The sequence below is a fragment of the Myroides odoratimimus genome (genome assembly GCF_030326305.1).
GTDB lineage: Bacteria > Bacteroidota > Bacteroidia > Flavobacteriales > Flavobacteriaceae > Flavobacterium > Flavobacterium odoratimimum_A.
The window spans coordinates 322,888-341,944 of record NZ_JACAKB010000002.1 but is presented as its reverse complement, the minus strand read 5'-3'; the positions used below and the strand labels follow the sequence as shown (position 1 = coordinate 341,944).

Here is a 19,057-nt window from a genome sequence, read left to right as displayed (position 1 = left end):
GATTAACACAATGAAAGAGGTGAATAGTAATATGGTTTACTCATAAAAAATATTCTTTCACCCATTTTATTATGACTTTATTGGCTTTGCTACAATGTGTTTGAATAGTATAAGTGTTTTTTGTAATATATTTATTTATATGGTATAAATTTGTGTTAAAAATATATAATAAAATATTTGTATAACATAAAGTTTTGAAAAAATGAATAGATATCTACTTGTTTTAGTATGTGCAGTATTAACTTTTTCTGCTCATATAAGTTTCGCTTCTAGTCCAAAAAAAGAAGCCGCTCAATGGAAATATGATATTGAGTGTGCAGGTACAGGAAGTGAAGGAACCTTCTTAGTGAAAATATGGACTTATAGTAATAAGGGAACCATTCCTAATGAAGAAGCTAAGAAAAATGCTGTACATGGAGTCCTGTTCCGTGGTTTTGCAGCGAATGGAGTAGGGTGTGTTTCTCAACGACCTCTTATCAAGGATGCTTCCGTACAACATGAAAAAGCAGATTACTTCAACTCTTTTTTTGGTAAAGAAAGTCCTTATTTAAAATACGCTACTATTTCTTCTTCTGTTCCTGAAGTAATCAAGGTAAGCAAAAAAGAATACAAAGTAGGATATGTAGTATCTGTATCTAAAGATTTATTGCGTAAAGATTTAGAAGTAGCTGGTATTGTAAAAAGCTTATCAGCAGGATTCTAATCAACTTATATGTATGCTGGTGCTACTAATTAAAACAATAATAGGATGATCAATAAAGTAATTCGGTTATCCGTACTATCTCTAATATTCTTAGTTCTGTCGTGTAAAAGCAAACCTACTAATACTATGGCTAGCTTCTATACAGGAAAGACTGTAGAGTGTGTAAGTGCAGATATGTACGGCAATGAAGTAGTACATGTATATGCTACTGGAAAAAATAGAAGTGCGGCTATCGCTGAAGCTAAAGAGACGGCTATAAAAACAGTAATGTTTCAAGGGATCGTAACGGATAAAAAGGAGTGTTCTGTAAAACCTATCGTTACTGAGCCAAATGCTGAAGAGAAGTATAAAAAGTACTTTGATAAATTCTTTAAAAAAGGAGGTAAGAATAGAAAGTATACCTCTGTAAAAAGAGTAGCATTTCAAAGTAATGTGGTTAAACATGGAATCAGTTATGAATCATATAGTGTAGAGGTAACTGTAGCTCGTAAAGAGATAATAAAAAGACTTGAAAAAGATAAAATTGTAAAAATAAAAAGCTATGAAAAATAAATTTTTGACTATTTGTCTATGCCTGTTGAGTGTAGGGATGTTTGCACAAGCTAAGAAGCCATCTTTAATGGTAGTTCCTTCTGACTCATGGTGTACGAAGAATAGAGTAATGGAAGTATATTATAATCAAGGAGTAGAAGAGTATATTCCAGATTATAAATTAGCACTTTTACATTCTGATTTGATGAATGTAATTTCTAAGATTAATATTCTAATGGCAGACAGAGGATTCCCTCTTAAAGACTTATCTGCAACGATGAAAGCTATTAATAAAACTAATGCTGAGAATAACTTGATTACAAGTAAAGCATCCGGTGCAGCATTAGCAGAAAGCCCATTAGATAGAGTAAGACGTACAGCTAAGTCTGATATTATATTAGAAGTAGACTGGACTATAAATGCTACAGGACCTAAGAAGTCTATTACTTATAACTTAAGAGCTTTAGATGCTTATACTAGTAAGCAAGTAGCAGGTGCACAAGGTACTGGAGCGCCTTCTTTTTCTGCTGATGTAGCTGTATTATTAGAAGAAGCTGTATTAGTGAATATGGATAGTTTCGTTAATCAGTTACAAGCTCACTTCGATGACTTATTAACAAACGGAAGAGAGGTAACACTAGATATCTTAGTGTTTGACAATGGATCAGGTGTTGATTTAGAAACTGAGTTTGATGGTACTGAGTTGACAGAGGTTATTGATAATTGGTTAGCAGAGAAAACTGTTAATCACCGTTTTAGTAAAGCAGATGCTACAGAGACAATGACTTTATATGAGAGTGTACGTATTCCTCTTTATAAAGCGAATGGTATGGCTCAAGACACTGATGGCTTTGCTCGAGAATTAAGAAGTTTTTTAAAGAAAGCACCGTATAGTTTAGAAGCTAAATTAATCAATAGAGGATTAGGAAGAGCTGCTTTAGTCATCGGAGAGAAATAATAAGTGCTATGAAGAGAGTTATAGGAAAAGTATCTGTAGTCTTATTGTTATTCGCAAGTTTGTTTACGTATGGACAAACAGATAAATGTGAAATATCATTAATGGCTTCTATACCAGAGCAGACAGATGGTTTGTACTCTGGAGCAGAGGGACAATTAAGAACAAAGTTAAAAAGTATAGTTGCAGCTAATGGGTTAGGATCTTCAGATGGTTATGCTCAGTTCGCTATTACACCTGAGTTTAATGTGGTAGAGAAGAATATACTACCTGGTCCACCAAGATCTTTTGTATTAGACTTAGAGATGAATCTATTCATAGGAGATTCTTTTGGGCAAAAGGTATTTGCATCTACTTCAGTGAACTTAAAAGGAGTAGGAGAAAGTGAAACAAAAGCTTATATCAATGCATTTAAAAAACTAAATGCAAAGAATAAAGATGTAGTTGCTTTTATAGAAGATAGTAAGAAGAAGATTATTGAATATTATGATGGTAACTATACTACAATTATCAAGAAAGCAGAGAGCTTAGCTAATCAAAAGAACTTTGAAGAAGCTATGTTTTTATTAACAGCTATTCCTGAGTGTAGTAAAGGTTATGATGCAGGAATGAAGGCGACTGAAAAAGTTTATCAGTTATATGTAGATCATTCTTGTATGGAAAACTTTAATAAGGCTAAGGCTGCTTGGAATGCACAGCAAGATGCTTATGGGGCACATGAAGCTGGTCAATACTTAGTAACTATTTTCCCTGAATCTAAATGTTATTCTGCTGCAATAGCTCTACAACGCGAAATGAAGGCACAAGTAAAAGCTGATTTGGACTTTGAAATCAAGATATATAATGATGCAGTAAGTTTAGAACAACAACGAATAGAAGCATGGAAAGCTGTAGGTACTACATTTGCTAAAAGAAAAGGGAATACTTATGTAGTCTTTAGAAAATAAATACTTCAGAATAATATATTCAAAATAAACGATATGAATAAAATAAGTTTAATGTTAGTAGCATCATTGATTGGTACATCAATAGCTGCATTAGCACAAGATAAAAAACAAGTAGCAGATGACTACATGCGTAGTTCATTGTATACTATCATCGTGGATGACCACGGTATTAATGGAAATGGAAACTTAAAAGGACAAATCATCAAAGAAACGTTCTATAAAACGCCATTGCCAGAGAAGTTTAATGATCATAATTTAGATAAGTCTTTGCGTTCTTTTAAACCTAGTCAGTATCCAGTATCTGAAGCAGAGATCGCTGCTGTTAGTGGAAAATCTGATTCAGGTAAGAAAAAAGGTGGGTTAGGTAAGTCTTTAGGTAAATTCGGTAAGAGTGTAGCTAATGATAATACAGCAGGTGTTGTGGATACTACTAGTACGGATAAAGTAACTGCTCAATTTATCAAGTTTTTAGCTCAGAATAATGTAGGAGATAAGTTAGTTGCTAAATGGTTTAACGCAGGTAAATATAATGCGTCTACTCAATCTCCTTATAATATGGAGTTGATTAAAGAACGAGGATTATACAATGCTTCTGTATTTGATAAAGATATTGCTGATAAATCAACTAGAGGTAAAGCAATGTTAGAAGATGCGGGAGAGAACTTAATCTCGAATACATTCGTAGTGGGAGTTCGTTTTAACTATGTTAGTAAAGAAGAAATGGCTAGACAATTGTCTGCTACTACTGCTGCTGTTACTGGATTAATCGGAGGTAAAGCAGCTGCAGCTACTAACTCTGCTGTACAATCAGGAGCTTCTGTAGCTGGTAAAGGGTATGTGGTAAAAGCGACAGCATTTTTATTCCAATTAGATTGGACTGAGGAAGCCGCAGCTACGTTCTATACAAAATACTACAATGCTAATAGTGCTGATCAATTAATTAAATCAGGATTGTTTAAGTTAAAACTAGTTGGGACAGAGACTGCTTGGGCTGATATTCAATCTACTACTTTCTCTAAAGTTTCTGAAAAAGAATTGGTAGAACGTGCAACAGTTCGTTCTATTGATAATGTTATTGCTAAATTACAGAAAAAGTATGAACCTTTCCGTACTAAGACACCATTGGCTACAACTGAATCAGAAATTACTGCATTTATTGGTATGAAAGAAGATGTAGAAGCAGGAGACAAATTTGAAGTATTAGAGAAAACAGAAGATCCAGAAACTAAGGTTACAAAATATAAAAGAGTTACAGTTATTAAAGCTGAGAAGAATAAAATATGGGATAACCGATTTGAGGCTGATGTAGAACAAGCTGAGAATGCTGCAAATAATGCAGGAGAAGTACAAAAGATTAAAGCTACTTCATTCTCAGGTAATGCTAAGAACATATATCCAGGTATGTTAATTAGACAGATTAATTAACATTCTAGTATTTTGTTAATATTTTTTTGCAGACAAAGTCCCTGAGAAATCAGGGACTTTGTTATTATAAAAAGAGCTCAAGGTTATTTATCTTGAGCTCTTTTTTGTATTTTTCCTTCTCCTATAAGAACTGGTGCTCCTAAGTACTTAGGTTTTTTATTGATTAGGTTATCTAGTAATACTTTAACTCTTGCAAATTTTTCTCTAAGCATGGTTTTAAAGCCATAATTACGAGAAACATCTTGCGCATTATAAGCAACAGTGTTAAGGTCTAGATGATTAGCAATATACACAGCACGCTCATTGTGAAAGGGTTGAGAGATTATTGTAAAGCTATCTTGTCCAAAGATAACATTCATTCGATAAACAGAGTCTAATGTACGAAGCCCAGCGTAGTCTAAATAAATCTTTTCTTTAGGAACGCCCTTTTCTATAAGTGCTTGTTCCATGTCTTGGGGTTCATTATAATCATTACGACTATGGTCTCCACTTACTACTATATAGTCTATTTTACCCGCTTTATAGAGAGCTGCTGTAGCTTCTATTCGATAAGTGAAATAGTAGTTTACATAGCCTCCTGCAAGTAGCTTAGTAGTCCCAAGTACCATACCTACTTTGTTATGGGGTATTTCATGTACAGAGTTATACAACTGGTCTTTGGTTGTATTAGTTACCCTATAGTTTGCAAACCATATTAGGAATAAAGCGAGTAGAGCTAAGTAGAAAGTGTATTTAAAGATCTTTTTCATAATAGTATAATAGCAATTGTTAAGATCAAATATAAAGCAAAAAACGTTAGTACTAATACCAACGTTTTTTATTCTTTTTAGAGTTTTCTGATTTACGAGAATTGCTCTGACCAGGTTTTTTTCTATAATCTTTTTTAGGAGTTTGACCATCTTTAGTGGTAGTCTCTTTCCATGGGAAAGGATGGTCTGTAACAATCTTTGGTTGTAATCTACCGAACTTACAAATAGCCTCCCAATAGGTCTTCTCAGACTTATCACAGAAAGAAATAGCTATACCATCATTACCAGCTCTACCAGTACGCCCGATACGATGTACAAAGGTTTCTGGAATATTAGGTAAGTCATAGTTGATCACAACAGGTAGATTATCTATATCAATACCACGAGCAGCTATATCAGTAGCTACTAGTACTTTAGTTTCTTTGTTTTTAAAGCTATCTAAAGCAGCTTGTCTAGCAGTTTGTGACATATCGCCATGGAATGGCTCAGCATTGACACCATTCTTTTTAAGTGATTCCACTACAGTGTCAGCACCTGCCTTGGTACGAGTAAATACAAGTACATCAGCTAATTTTTCGTTACGGATGATATGATATAATAACTTTTTCTTGTCTCCTTTCTCTACGAAATACACTTTTTGTTTAACAGATTGTGCAGTTGATGAGATAGGGTCTACTGCTACATATTCTGGTTTTTGTAAGAATTCATGAGCTAACTCTCTAATAGGGAGTGGCATCGTAGCAGAGAATAACAAGGTCTGTCTATTAGAAGGGGTAAGTTGTATTAACTTTTTTACATCATCAATGAATCCCATATCTAACATTAAGTCTGCTTCATCTAATACTAAAAAGTGTAGATGATCTAAGTCTAAGTGTTTTTGTTTATATAAGTCTAATAGACGACCAGGAGTACCAATGATAACATCTGCTCCTTTGTTTAATTGTTCTATTTGAGGCTTGATAGACATCCCTCCATATAGTGTGATATACGTCACATTAGTATACTTAGCGTATTTTTCGAAGTTATCACCTATCTGAACAGCTAGTTCTCGAGTAGGGGTAACGATTAGTACTTTAGCTTTCTTTGCTTTTTTAGTATTTCCAAGTTTGTGTAAATAGTGAATAATGGGCATAGCAAAGGCTGCTGTTTTACCTGTACCAGTCTGTGCACACCCTATTAGATCTTTTTCAGCTAAGATAAAAGGGATTGCTTTTTGTTGAATAGGAGTAGGCTCTTTGTAACCTAACTCATCTATGGCACGTAATATATTCTTATTTAATTGTAAGTCTTCGAATGTCATATACTTCATCTATTTATGAATACAAAGGTACTTTATTTTATTTTTATTACACGAAGTGCTATTGATAAGCTTTTTCTTTTTGTATTGTATGTAGGGTAATGCTCTTTGTCATCAGTATATGTAGGAGCTAGTCTATTTTCTAAGCATCTGTTTTTCGTATTAATAAAAAAATGATTAAATTGTAATGTAAATTACTTTATTATGGTCAGACAACTTGAAAAAATATACTATCCTGCAGCAATTATTATGATTGTCATAGTTATCTATGCAGCTATTCAGGATATGATTTATCTATTATTATTTATACCTGTATTACTACTTTTAGCAATGATTAAGATCTATACCACTAATCAGCGTTTAAAATACGCAGGTATAACCACAACTGCTAAAATAGTACAATACGAATCATACCTAAACTTCGATGAAGACCTAGCTACTAGCCGTAGAGGAGATGTAAAAAAAGAGATTCTTATCGTGGAGTTTACTACTAAGGATAACAAAGTAGTACGTGGTAAACCTATGCAGTATAAATTGAATAAACCAGAACTAGAAGATACTGACTTCGAGTATCCTTATAATGAAAAATACATTGCTCTACGAGACTATAATCCTGTAGGAGAAGAATTTGATATTACTTATGATAGAGATAGACCTGATACTTTTACAGCAAAACAGTTTGTGATGGAAGATTTAGGCTGGTTGCTTAAGTTTATCTATATCTTAAGTGTTATCGTAGTGATATGCTTAGTATCTGTATTGATAGAACATAATGTAGTTGATACTATAAAAGGCTTTTTCTAAAGAAGGTAATCAGGTAGATAACATATTATACTATAAAACCATAATTACTAGTATCATATTCATTTTATGAAAGACTTACTTTATACTATTATTTATGTATTATCATTCTATCTGCTTGCTATAGGAGGTTTATTAATTGGTTTTCTCACCGTTGCCATGACATCAGATATAGTCTTTTGTCTAGTGTTTACACTAGTTATAGTAGGAGTTCTTGTTTTACTTTATAAAATAAATAAAAGACATCTCGATTATATTCAAACTAAAAGATCATTAAAACGAAGTTGGTTGTGGATAGCGACGTTATTAATTCCCATTATAGTTGCAATAGTATTAGGGAGAATAGACTTTAAATTCTTAATATTAGTAGTATGTATATGCCCTATGTTCATCTTTAATATCGTATTTATTATTAAATATTATAGAGATGCATATTAAAAAGATAAAAGCTCTTCAGAATGACTGAAGAGCTTTTGTTTTTATAATCTTGTGACGATTAAGCTTCGTCACCTAATAATATTTCTAACATTGTTATTGCAGCATCACTGATTTTAGTACCAGGACCAAATACAGCTACTGCACCAGCATCGAATAAGAATTGGTAATCTTGAGCTGGAATAACTCCACCTACGATAACCATAATATCATCTCTACCGTATTTCTTTAACTCCTCTATTACTTGAGGAACTAATGTTTTATGACCTGCCGCTAGAGAAGAAACTCCTAATGCGTGTACATCATTTTCTACAGCTTGTTTAGCAGCTTCTGCAGGTGTTTGGAACAATGGACCTATATCCACATCAAATCCTACATCAGCATAACCCGTAGCCACTACTTTTGCGCCACGATCATGACCATCCTGTCCCATCTTCGCAATCATAATACGAGGACGACGACCTTCTACTTCAGCGAATTTATCAGCTAGTTCACGAGCTTTCTTGAAGCTCTTATCATCTTTTATCTCTTTGCTATACACACCACTTACAGATTGGATTTGTGCTTTAAATCTTCCGAATACGCTTTCTAACGCGTCACTTATCTCTCCTAGTGTAGCTCTATGTGTAGCAGCTTCTACTGCTAGAGCTAGTAGGTTACCTTCTCCAGTCTTAGCTGATTGTGTTAATGCAGCTAGTGCTTCAGCTACCTTAGCATTATCACGAGTAGCTTTAATATGGTTTAGACGATCTATCTGAGCTTTGCGCACAGTCTGATTATCTACCTCTAAGATATGTAATGGATCTTCTTTTTCAAGACGATACTTATTTACTCCTACGATAACATCTTGTCCACTGTCAATACGAGCCTGTTTACGAGCAGCTGCTTCTTCTATACGCAGTTTAGGAATACCTGCTTCGATAGCTTTAGTCATCCCACCTAATTCTTCCACTTCTTCTATCAGCGCCCACGCTTTCTCAGCGATCTCTTGTGTAAGACTCTCTACATAGTAGCTACCTGCCCAAGGATCTACTGTTTTACATATTTTAGTCTCTTCTTGTAAGAATATCTGTGTATTACGAGCAATACGCGCAGAGAAGTCAGTCGGTAAGGCGATAGCCTCATCTAGAGCATTCGTATGTAGAGACTGTGTCCCTCCAAATGCAGCCGCAGCCGCTTCTACAGCAGTACGAGCCACGTTGTTAAACGGGTCTTGCTCTGTAAGACTCCATCCTGATGTCTGACAGTGTGTACGCAGAGCTAATGATTTATCAGATTTAGGTTCAAACTGTTTTAATAACTTTGCCCATAACATACGACCTGCACGCATCTTAGCGATTTCCATGAAGTGGTTCATTCCTATCGCCCAGAAGAATGACAGTCGAGGTGCGAAGTCATCTATCTTCATACCAGCATTAAGTCCAGTACGGATATATTCTAGTCCATCTGCCAAGGTATAAGCTAACTCAATATCTGCTGTAGCACCTGCCTCTTGCATGTGATATCCAGAGATAGAGATAGAGTTAAACTTCGGCATATGATTACTTGTGTATTCAAAGATATCAGCGATGATCTTCATAGAAGGAGTAGGTGGGTAGATATACGTATTACGCACCATAAATTCTTTTAGAATATCATTCTGTATCGTACCAGATAACAGTTTTTTATCTACTCCTTGTTCCATAGCAGCTACGATATAGAAAGCCAGAACAGGAAGCACAGCTCCATTCATCGTCATAGATACAGACATTTCGCCTAGTGGTATCTGATCGAATAAGATCTTCATATCCTCTACGCTATCTATCGCTACACCAGCTTTACCTACATCACCTACTACGCGCTCGTGATCCGAGTCATATCCACGGTGTGTAGCTAAGTCGAAGGCTACAGATAGTCCTTTTTGTCCAGCAGCCAAGTTACGTCTGTAGAAAGCATTACTCTCTTCTGCAGTAGAGAATCCCGCATACTGACGTATAGTCCATGGACGGCGTACGTACATGGTAGCATAAGGCCCACGTAAGTTAGGCGCAAACCCTGCTCCGAAGCCAATGTGCTCTACTTTATCTAAGTCAGCTTCACTGTAGACTTTATTTATATCGATACCTTCAGCAGTAGTGAAGTCAGATGCTTCTGACTGAGTTCTCACTGTTGAGGTATTTATAGTCAAATGTTGTAAGTCCTTTCTTTTCATGCCTTATTGTTTAGTTGATTTTTCTTCCTCTAATCTATTTTGTTCATAGCTTTCTGCCAGTCGTTTCTCTATAATCGGAACGATAAGCGTCTTACGAGGATTCTGTTTAACAAAAGGGAATAACTCAAGTTCGTGACTCATCACATCTTGAGGATTAGGATACTTATTAGTACCTAATAGGACTTCTTTACCATTGTTGAAAAGCTCTTGTTCTTTCTGAGCACTTTCATTAATTTTTTTCTGGATTGTTCCTTCTATTAAGGAAGTGATTAATCCATCAGCTTTTTCTATTGATTTAAACAGCTCTAATGCTTTATCAGCTAGTTGAGCAGTAAGTGATTCGATATAGTATGCCCCTTCAGCAGGATTGTCCACTGCATCGAAATAACTTTCTTGTTTTAAGATTAGGAGTTGGTTACGAGATATACGATCACCGAATTCATTCTCTTTGTGATAGATAGCATCATAAGCTAAATTACTAACCAAGTCGGCACCTCCTAATACAGCACTCATACTCTCCGTAGTAGTACGTAGCATATTCACATTATAGTCATATAATGTTTTGTTTCGTTTAGTAGGGATAGCGATGATGTGTATCTTCGTATCTATATTGTACTCTTTAGTTACTAGTTCTGCTAGTAAGCGAAGTGCACGTAGTTTTGCTATTTCGAAGAAATAGTTAGTTCCTACAGCCGTTTCTATATAAATAGGAGTATTCTTTAGTTCTACTCTGTTGAGGTATTCATTTAGATGTGCTATTGCGTATGCTAACTGCTGTGTCATATTAGCACCAGCATTTTGGTACACAGTAGCATCCACATGTATAGCTACATTATTAGCTATACCTACACATTCATTTAGATTACTTAGGTCGCTGTTCAGGTTAGTGTACCAGTTACCATCAGTTGTTAGTTGGTGTATAGGGTCTAATAAGATAGTTATTTTATATCCATTGCTAGTAGCATACGTAGATAACTTTCTAGTATATGCAGTATCTAGGAAGTTAAATACGAAGAAGTATTGGTGCGTTTTTGGTAGTGCAGTTAATAATTCTGTAGCATCTATAGAAGGATTGTCTATCGTGAAGTAAATCACTTCAGCTCCTCTATTAAGTGTATCAAGCGTCTTTGCTATCGATCTCTCAATATCAAAAACGTATACCCTCTGTACAATGTTAAAATGAGAGGTACGAGTCTGTACAGGAATCGGACGGTGATCAGCATCATTGTGATAGAATGGCTTTACCTTAATTCCCTCTAAACTTTCCCAAACAAGTGTTTCATTGTAGTCAGCGCCTTTTAACTCAAACTGTATTTGGTTTTTCCACGCTTTAGAAGAAACTTTTTCAAATTCTTCGAATAATTGGTTAGTCATAATTTTTGGTTGGTAGTGAAACTTATTGTGCAGACAGTGTGTCAAACTCTATAATAAAGACATCTTCATTCTCCCGCTTCATATAATAATTTTCACGAGCATATTTTTCTGTAGCGTCTCCACTTTTTAGACCTTTGATAGCCTGTCTATCTTTTGCTATTTCGTTTTCGAAGTACTTCTTATTGTCCTCCAGCTTGTTAATCTCTTGATCTATAACCCGCTGTTCTAATAAAGAAGAACTGTCAAAAAATATTATCCAAATTACAAATAAAAGACCTACTAAAAAAAAAGGATTTTTTAGTAGGCTTACATATTTATAATTTTTTAAGGTATCAACTATTTTCATAGCCTAAAGATAGTAAATTAACCGATTTTTTCATTAATAACTGTACGAACAATATCGATAGCAACAGTATTATAGGTGTCATTAGGGATAATGATGTCTGCGAATGCCTTAGAAGGCTCGATAAACTGGTCGTGCATCGGCTTTAAAGTTGTCTGATATCTATTTACTACTTCCATCATATCTCTACCTCTGTCCGCTATATCTCTCTTTAATCTTCTAATCAGACGCTCATCAGAATCTGCGTGAACGAATATCTTAATGTCACACATATCGCGTAGCTCTGGATGACATAGAATAAGAATACCTTCTACGATCATTACTTTACGAGGGTGAGTTAAGATATAGTCATCAGTACGATTGTGTTTTACGAATGAATACACAGGTTGGTTAATACTGTTTCCTTCTTTTAATTCTTTTAGGTGTTTTACCAATAATTCAAAGTCAATTGAACGAGGGTGGTCAAAGTTAATTAACGTTCTTTCTTCTAACGAAAGATTATCAGTCGCCTTGTAGTATGAATCCTGTGATATAACTCCTACTTCAGTTTCGGGTAGTTCATTTATAATTTGTTGAACTACTGTAGTTTTACCACTTCCAGTACCTCCTGCAATTCCTATAATAAGCATGTTATAATATATTTTTAGCAAAAGTATAAATTAATAATCTTGCATAGAAACATTTTTTATCGATTCACTGTTTTTTGGCTTTTATTATCAAAAGTTTAATAAGCTTCTATATGCTGATTCAGACTTCTTATTTGGAGTTGTATTTTAAAAAAGGACTGTTGTTTTTTTGTTTTCACGTCCTTTTTTTAGTTTTCAAATCTTCCTTTTATAGAATGTATATCCTCTTTTTTTTCTAAAAAGTAGTTTTTAGCGGTCAATATGGTCGTTTTTCAAAATAAATGATATACTTTTTTTAAACAGATTATTTGTTAATGTATTGAACTATAATGGTTTGTTTTGATTTTGTGTTTTGTTAGTGTATTGAAAGTATGTTGCTCAACCCCTGTAAAATATAGAATGGTGTTTAAGTTGTTCGACAATACATGGAGAGTAAGTCGAGTTTAGTGGAGTTGAGGTATTGTTTGTCGAAGGATACATCTTTTATTATCCATGTATTCTCCTTTAAGTACAACATATGAGCTAGTATATAGGAAATAATACTAATTATAAGGTAGTATAGCCATGCTGTAGAGTGTAATGATAGCTAAAAGGAAGAATAGATTATAACCAGAATCAGCCTATATACTGACGTCTGCAATAGTATGATAATACTAGCTGTACTTAGGTATGAGAATTAATTGGACAATAAGAGGGGCGTATTGGATAAAATACTGATTTAATCAGCTGTTTATATTGAATCTAAATAAAAAAGTTATATTTGTGTGATTTATAGAAATAGAACCAAAGAATAAAACAACAATATGGCAAAGAAAGGTAACATACAGCGCAAAGTATTTACATTAAAGAATAGAGAGTATATCACGCCACATTATATACGTATTACATTAAGCGGGAATGATGTGGCTGATTTTAAGGATACAACGATAGGAGTAAATAATAAAATATTTATCGCTCCAGAAGGATGTGCTGAGGTACACCTACCAGAGTTTGACTACGAGAAAGGGGCATGGAAACCTCAAGACGAGGCGATTAAGCCTTATGTACGTACTTATACACATAGAGGAATAGATCTAGAGAAGAATGAGTTATACATAGATTTCGTAGCACATGGTGATGAAGGGCCAGCTTCTAACTGGGCTATTAATGCTGAGATCGGTGATCCGCTAGGTGTAGCTATGGGATGTGATCCTAGTGAGCTATATCCTGAGGCTGCATGGTATATCCTAGTAGGAGATGGTACAGCTATACCAGTACTAGGAGCTATATTAGAGTCTCTACCTGTAGATGCTAGAGTGAATGCTGTGATAGAGGTAGAAAGTGTAGAGGATATACAGGAATTACCTACTCATGCAGAGTCTAAAATAGAATGGCTGATCAATCCTACTTCTGGGCAAAACTCTGAACTAGCGAAGAGAGCAAAAGAAATCATAGCAGAGCACAGTGATGAGATATCTAAGTTTGGATATGTAGCAGCTGAGTTTGATACAGTAAAAGAATTGAGAAACTATCTTCGAAAAGAATTAAACTGGACTAAGGATGAGTTGTACGCTTATTCTTACTGGAAGTTCGGTAAAGCAGAGTCTGCTTCTGAAGCTGACCGTAGAGCTGAAAAAGCGAGCCTAGAATAATCAATTTTTGATAGAAATGCTTCATCTTTGTTGTCTTAAAAAATAGAATGATGAAAAGAAGTGTTGCGGTAATGTTGTTCTCCTTATTAGGTGTGTTTTTCTCACAGTGTAAGGAGAGTAAAGAAGTAAAGCAGACTATAGAAGTGTCTACTCCATCAGAACAAGGTGTTATACTCCCTGCTGAAGATGTAGTAAAGGAGGAGGTCATATATGGTACTTATGACGGAAAGTATCCTTGGACAGAAGAAGGAGAAGATATGGAGGTACTCCAAGTATCTGCTCAGATCAAAGAAGATAATAAGTATGTGTATAGAGTCATTAGCTCCACAGGTACACATCATGAAGAAGGAGAGTGGGAGCTAGAAGGAGATAGGATATATCTGAGAGAAGATGAATATAGTGCTGCACATGCTTTCTTAGTAAAAGAGGGCAAATTATATTTTCTAGATAGTGAAGGAGATGTGGTGAATGAGCATGAGTCTGGAGATTATATATTAGTGAAGAAATAAAATAGTTTTCCATAAATTGAACAAGAAGAGATGATACGATATTATTGTATTGTCTCTTTTTTTTTGATGAGGTGTTATAATACAGGTATTAAGAATTTAATTAGACGTAAATTAGCATTATAATAAAGTATATATGAAAAAAACATTAACCTTATTAGTGATGTTGTTCACAATGATAGTGTCAGCACAGACTAAGGAGAGTAACGCCTTTAAAAAGTATGTTCCTATGGAGTATTCACTACAGGAAGTAATAAAGGGGGACTTGAACAAAGATGGAGTAGAGGATATCGTCTTGCTGATAAAAGGGACAGATGAGGAAATGCAACTACCTGATCAATGGGGAAATGAGATAGTAGATAAGAATAGAAGAGGAATAATTATTCTGTTTAATGTAGCAGGACAGTATAAAGTAGTTTCAAAAAATTATTCATGTTTTTCATCAGAGAATGAAGATGGCGGAGTATATATGCCACCTGATTTGTATTTTACAATAAATAACAGCAAGCTATATATACACTATTCTCATGGGCGATATGGATACTGGAAGTATACATTGAGGTATCAGAATGGAGATATGGAATTAATAGGATATGATAGTAGCTCTCATAGAGGGCCAATAGTATTATATGATACCAGTATTAATTTTTCTACGAAAAAAAGATTAGATCGAGAGAATATGAATGCTGACAAAGGTGATGAATTAGAAGTGAAGTTTGTGAGTAAGTGGTCATCTATTGACTTTCCTAAGCTTCTTCGATTATCTGAAATAAAAGATTTTGACGATTTACATTTTTGGGAATAAGCAATAGAATTAGAGTTGTAATTATGAATACTTTTAAAATAGAGGTGATTAAGCTTTACAGTTTATTTAAAAAAGTTGTTTTAAAGTATTGGTTATTAAATAAAGTGTTTATATTTGTCCCAAATCAATGAAGAAAATGTTTATATCAATTATAAAGAAGGGAAAGAAACAGTACTTACGTCCGACGTCGTGAGCAGCTTTCCTATGGATATGAACTAAAGATATACTAAAGGGGCTTGTCATCACGACAAGCCCCTTTTTTTGGTTTATGGTCAGAGGGTATTACAGAATAGTATAGTTTTTGATCTGAGTAAAGAGAATACATTTAATAACAAATTAATTTTATATGAAAGTTTTAAAATTTGGAGGTACTTCAGTAGGAAGCCCAGAAAGGATGCAACAGCTGTTGCCGATTATTCACTCGCAGCAAAGCGATCGCCATTTAGTAGTCTTATCTGCTGTGTCAGGTACTACTAATGCCTTAGTAGGAATAGCAGAAGCGTATACTAATGGTAAAAAGGAGGATGCAAAGAAACAAATCGATAACCTATATGCTACTTATAAAACTTTCATAAAGCAATTATTTAAAACAGAGGAGGGTCTGCGGATGGCAACAGAAGTGATAGATCACCACTTTAATTTGTTAGAGTCTTTTAGCAATGATCTATTTACTGCGATAGAAGAAAGAATAGCATTAGCACAAGGAGAGTTACTATCTACTACGCTATTTCACTTTTACTTAAAAGAGATTGGGGTAAGCTCTGTGTTACTTCCTGCACTTGATTTTATGCGTATCGATGAAGAACAAGAACCTAATCTTGACTATATCCGCACTCAAGCAAGTACTCTATTAGCACAATATCCTGAGGAGACTTTATTTATTACTCAAGGGTATATCTGTAGAAATGCTTTTGGAGAGATCGACAACCTTAGAAGAGGAGGGTCTGACTATACCGCTTCTCTAATAGGAGCAGTATTACAGGCAGAAGAGATACAGATCTGGACAGATATAGATGGATTCCATAACAATGATCCTCGTTATGTGCCGAATACAAAGCCTATTGCTAATCTGAGCTTTGATGAGGCGGCAGAGTTGGCTTATTTTGGAGCAAAGATTTTACACCCACAGAGTGTATTCCCTGCGAAGAGATTTAATGTACCTGTACGATTATTAGATACGATGGAGTTAAGTGCGCCAGGTACTTTAATCTCAGATAACTGTCAGAACGATGATCAGATTGTAGCAATAGCAGCTAAGGATGGTATTACAGCTATACGTATTCATTCTTCACGTATGTTATTAGCATACGGGTTTTTAAGACGAGTATTCGAAGTATTCGAAAGGTATAAAACACCGATAGATATGATCACTACGTCTGAGGTAGCTGTATCATTAACTATAGATAATACGCAGTATCTAAAAGAGATCATAGAAGAGCTAAACTTCTTCGGTCATGTAGAAGTAGATACAGATCAGGCTATCATCTGTATCGTAGGAGATTTTAGAAATAATAAATTAGGACATGCTACTATCGTCTCTGAAGCAGTGAAGCACTTGCCTATCCGTATGATATCGTATGGAGGAAGTGAGCATAATATTTCTATTTTAGTTCCAGCTAGCCAGAAGTTAGAAGCATTGAGATCATTACACAGTAGATTATTTTAAACAAGGAATAGGATGACAAGAGAGATAATACAAGAATTAGAAGGAGTAGAGACTCCTTTATATTACTACGATTTACCACTTTTAAGAGAAACACTATCTGTTGCGAAGAGTGCAGCAGATCGTTTTGGTTATCATATTCACTATGCTATAAAGGCTAATAATAATCCTCGTATCTTAAGAGAGATTAGTGCTCATGGTTTTGGGGCGGACTGTGTGAGTGGACTAGAGATAGAGCGCTCTATAGCAGAAGGCTTTGCTCCTTCAGATATCGTATTCGCAGGAGTAGGGAAGACCGATAGAGAGATACTGATAGGGTTAGAGAATCAGATTATGTCGTTTAATGTAGAGTCTGTACAAGAGCTACAAGTGATAGGTGATTTGGCTACTAAGCATCAGCTAAAAGGGCGTATAGCCTTGCGTATAAACCCTAATGTCGATGCAAAGACGCATCACTATATCACTACGGGATTAGATGAGAATAAGTTTGGGATCATGATGCACGAGTTAACGAACTGTATCGAGATCATCAATAAGAATGAATATTTAGAATTAATAGGATTGCACTTTCACGTGGGATCACAGATCACAGACCTAAATGTGTTTAAACGTCTATGTCTAAAAGTAAATGAGTGGAATACTTGGTTCTATGAGAGAGGACATGATGTACCTGTGTTAAACTTAGGAGGAGGATTAGGAATTAATTACAGTGAACCTGATGAAGAAGCTATTGTTAACTTCTCTAATTTCTTCTATTTGTTCCACGAGTTTTTAGACGTGAGACCACACCAACAAATTCACTTTGAACTAGGGCGTTCTATCATTGCTAATAGTGGAACTCTGATTAGTAGAGTGCTATATATAAAAGAAGGACTGAAGAAGAACTTTGCTATTCTAGATGCAGGTATGACAGAGCTATTAAGACCAGCCTTATACCAAGCATATCACAAGGTAGAATTGCTATCTGATAAATATACAGATGAGGTGACTAACGAAACAGAAGTGAAATATGATGTAGTAGGGCCGATCTGTGAGAGTAGTGACTGTTTTGGCAAAGATGTTTTACTTCCAAAATTAAAAAGAGGAGATCTAATCGCTATACGTTCTGCAGGAGCTTACGGAGAGGTGATGTCATCGCGTTATAACTTGAGACAAGAGTTAGAATATTTTTTCAAAGAATAACATTAAAATAGTTTCATATTAAGAATAGTTTGTTAAATTTGAGTTCGAACAATAGAAAGTTATAAATTTAAAAAAGAGTAATAATGACATTAGGAGACATTGATGTAGCAGGAGAAATAATTGATTTAAATTTTCAATTATTAAGAACACAGATTTTATTAGAAGAAGTTTTAAAGCACAATGCAGAAACAATGAAATTGCCTTCACCAGAAGCAATGAATGAAATCAATGAGTTCGCTTTGAAATCTATTCAACAAAAATTCCCAAATATGAATATTGGAAGAAAAGAAGATGAGCCTCAAGCAGAGCAAGCTGAATAAGCTAAATAATACAAAAAAAAGTCATACTTATTAGTATGACTTTTTTATTATAGTTAATTGAGGTAATGTATCTCTTTATGTTATAAGCAGTAATCGGCTCCCCAGTCTTGGTGACCTCTGTCTTTCCAGCACTGGTAACTTTCTTTAATACCTAGTACTCTAAAAGTGTCTTTCTTTTTTTCTACAGTCATGATTACTTTCAGTGCTTTTAACGAATCATCATTTATACCATCTTCTAATAAAGAAAGAGTGAATTTATTAGGATCTGTTGTAGTTGCCTTTGTGATGATATAGGTATAGTTTCCTTCAGCCTCCATATCTTCAGGGGCATATTCTTGCATAATCTTCTCGATAGAGTTTAGCTCTTGTTCTATAATAGTCTTGTTCAGCGTGTTGATTTCACTCTGTTCGATTATTCTAAACTCTCTATCTTCTGCTGTAATTGAAGTCAATAAATTCGGTTGATCTACAGGAGCATTGCCTGCAGTAGCACTATTATTCCCACAACCCATAGAAATGAAAGCAAAAATAAAACCTACTACAACGATAATCTTTTTCATACTTATTTAATTT

At 34.8% G+C, this 19,057-nt stretch carries 19 protein-coding genes; 12 read left to right on the top strand and 7 right to left on the bottom strand.

Translation table 11 applies throughout. The annotated features are described in order from the left end of the window. Positions 1–202: 202 nt before the first annotated feature. Genes HX049_RS03290 through HX049_RS03270 form a run of 5 tightly spaced genes read left to right on the top strand, consistent with a single transcriptional unit; the run spans position 203 to position 4,561 of the window. Complete coding sequence (locus tag HX049_RS03290; RefSeq protein ID WP_286414033.1) at positions 203–703, top strand: hypothetical protein; 501 nt, start codon at positions 203–205, stop codon at positions 701–703. A 45-nt stretch (positions 704–748) separates the two neighbouring features. Beyond that, complete coding sequence (locus HX049_RS03285; RefSeq protein ID WP_286414031.1) at positions 749–1,255, top strand: hypothetical protein; 507 nt, start codon at positions 749–751, stop codon at positions 1,253–1,255. Beyond that, positions 1,245–2,192, top strand: coding sequence for a DUF6175 family protein (locus tag HX049_RS03280; protein ID WP_286414029.1), 948 nt, complete (start codon positions 1,245–1,247; stop codon positions 2,190–2,192). The genes HX049_RS03285 and HX049_RS03280 overlap by 11 nt, the downstream gene beginning before the upstream one ends. Positions 2,193–2,200: 8 nt before the next feature. After that, the gene (locus tag HX049_RS03275) at positions 2,201–3,136 is read left to right on the top strand and encodes a hypothetical protein (protein WP_286414027.1); all 936 of its coding nucleotides are present in this window, start codon (positions 2,201–2,203) and stop codon (positions 3,134–3,136) included. Positions 3,137–3,169: 33 nt separating this feature from the next. Further along, a complete protein-coding gene (locus tag HX049_RS03270; RefSeq protein ID WP_286414025.1) occupies positions 3,170–4,561 on the top strand; it encodes a hypothetical protein in 1,392 nt (463 codons plus the stop codon). 83 nt (positions 4,562–4,644) lie between these two features. On the opposite strand, the gene HX049_RS03265 is transcribed toward HX049_RS03270, so the two are convergent. Both HX049_RS03265 and HX049_RS03260 read right to left on the bottom strand, forming a co-directional pair. Continuing rightward, positions 4,645–5,310, bottom strand: a complete 666-nt coding sequence (locus HX049_RS03265) for a SanA/YdcF family protein (protein WP_286414024.1) — start codon at positions 5,308–5,310, stop codon at positions 4,645–4,647. A 52-nt stretch (positions 5,311–5,362) separates the two neighbouring features. Next, entirely contained in the window at positions 5,363–6,610 is a 1,248-nt protein-coding gene (locus HX049_RS03260; RefSeq protein ID WP_286414022.1) for a DEAD/DEAH box helicase, read from the bottom strand. Positions 6,611–6,811: 201 nt separating this feature from the next. Between HX049_RS03260 and HX049_RS03255 the strand changes: the two genes are divergently transcribed. Continuing rightward, positions 6,812–7,411, top strand: coding sequence for a hypothetical protein (locus HX049_RS03255; RefSeq protein WP_286414021.1), 600 nt, complete (start codon positions 6,812–6,814; stop codon positions 7,409–7,411). A gap of 493 nt (positions 7,412–7,904) precedes the next feature. Here HX049_RS03255 and scpA read toward each other — a convergent pair whose 3' ends face one another. The 4 genes from scpA to udk are packed head-to-tail and all read right to left on the bottom strand — an operon-like array spanning position 7,905 to position 12,380. Then, positions 7,905–10,034: a methylmalonyl-CoA mutase gene (gene scpA / locus HX049_RS03250; RefSeq protein WP_286414019.1), complete on the bottom strand. Its 2,130-nt coding sequence runs from the start codon at positions 10,032–10,034 to the stop codon at positions 7,905–7,907. 3 nt (positions 10,035–10,037) lie between these two features. Then, positions 10,038–11,408 carry a methylmalonyl-CoA mutase subunit beta gene (locus tag HX049_RS03245; protein WP_286414017.1) on the bottom strand — a complete coding sequence of 457 codons (1,371 nt, stop codon included), beginning with the start codon at positions 11,406–11,408 and terminating at the stop codon, positions 10,038–10,040. A 22-nt stretch (positions 11,409–11,430) separates the two neighbouring features. Further along, the gene (locus tag HX049_RS03240; RefSeq protein ID WP_286414015.1) at positions 11,431–11,754 is read right to left on the bottom strand and encodes an FtsB family cell division protein; all 324 of its coding nucleotides are present in this window, start codon (positions 11,752–11,754) and stop codon (positions 11,431–11,433) included. Positions 11,755–11,771: 17 nt separating this feature from the next. Next, positions 11,772–12,380 carry a uridine kinase gene (gene udk, locus HX049_RS03235; protein WP_006257147.1) on the bottom strand — a complete coding sequence of 203 codons (609 nt, stop codon included), beginning with the start codon at positions 12,378–12,380 and terminating at the stop codon, positions 11,772–11,774. 800 nt (positions 12,381–13,180) lie between these two features. Between udk and HX049_RS03230 the strand changes: the two genes are divergently transcribed. The 6 genes from HX049_RS03230 to HX049_RS03205 all read left to right on the top strand — a co-directional run bounded on the left by HX049_RS03230 (position 13,181) and on the right by HX049_RS03205 (position 18,484). Then, entirely contained in the window at positions 13,181–14,008 is an 828-nt protein-coding gene (locus HX049_RS03230) for a siderophore-interacting protein (protein WP_286414013.1), read from the top strand. Between the two features lie 47 nt (positions 14,009–14,055). Next, on the top strand, positions 14,056–14,517 hold the full coding sequence (locus HX049_RS03225) for a hypothetical protein (RefSeq protein ID WP_286414012.1): 462 nt from the start codon (positions 14,056–14,058) through the stop codon (positions 14,515–14,517). A 133-nt stretch (positions 14,518–14,650) separates the two neighbouring features. Then, positions 14,651–15,319, top strand: coding sequence for a hypothetical protein (locus tag HX049_RS03220; protein ID WP_286414011.1), 669 nt, complete (start codon positions 14,651–14,653; stop codon positions 15,317–15,319). Positions 15,320–15,665: 346 nt separating this feature from the next. After that, entirely contained in the window at positions 15,666–16,985 is a 1,320-nt protein-coding gene (locus tag HX049_RS03215; protein WP_286414010.1) for an aspartate kinase, read from the top strand. Positions 16,986–16,997: 12 nt separating this feature from the next. After that, a complete protein-coding gene (gene lysA / locus HX049_RS03210; RefSeq protein ID WP_286414009.1) occupies positions 16,998–18,164 on the top strand; it encodes a diaminopimelate decarboxylase in 1,167 nt (388 codons plus the stop codon). A gap of 83 nt (positions 18,165–18,247) precedes the next feature. Continuing rightward, positions 18,248–18,484, top strand: a complete 237-nt coding sequence (locus tag HX049_RS03205) for a hypothetical protein (protein WP_006257142.1) — start codon at positions 18,248–18,250, stop codon at positions 18,482–18,484. Between the two features lie 80 nt (positions 18,485–18,564). On the opposite strand, the gene HX049_RS03200 is transcribed toward HX049_RS03205, so the two are convergent. Further along, the gene (locus tag HX049_RS03200) at positions 18,565–19,044 is read right to left on the bottom strand and encodes a hypothetical protein (RefSeq protein WP_286414007.1); all 480 of its coding nucleotides are present in this window, start codon (positions 19,042–19,044) and stop codon (positions 18,565–18,567) included. Between the last annotated feature and the right edge of the window lie 13 nt (positions 19,045–19,057).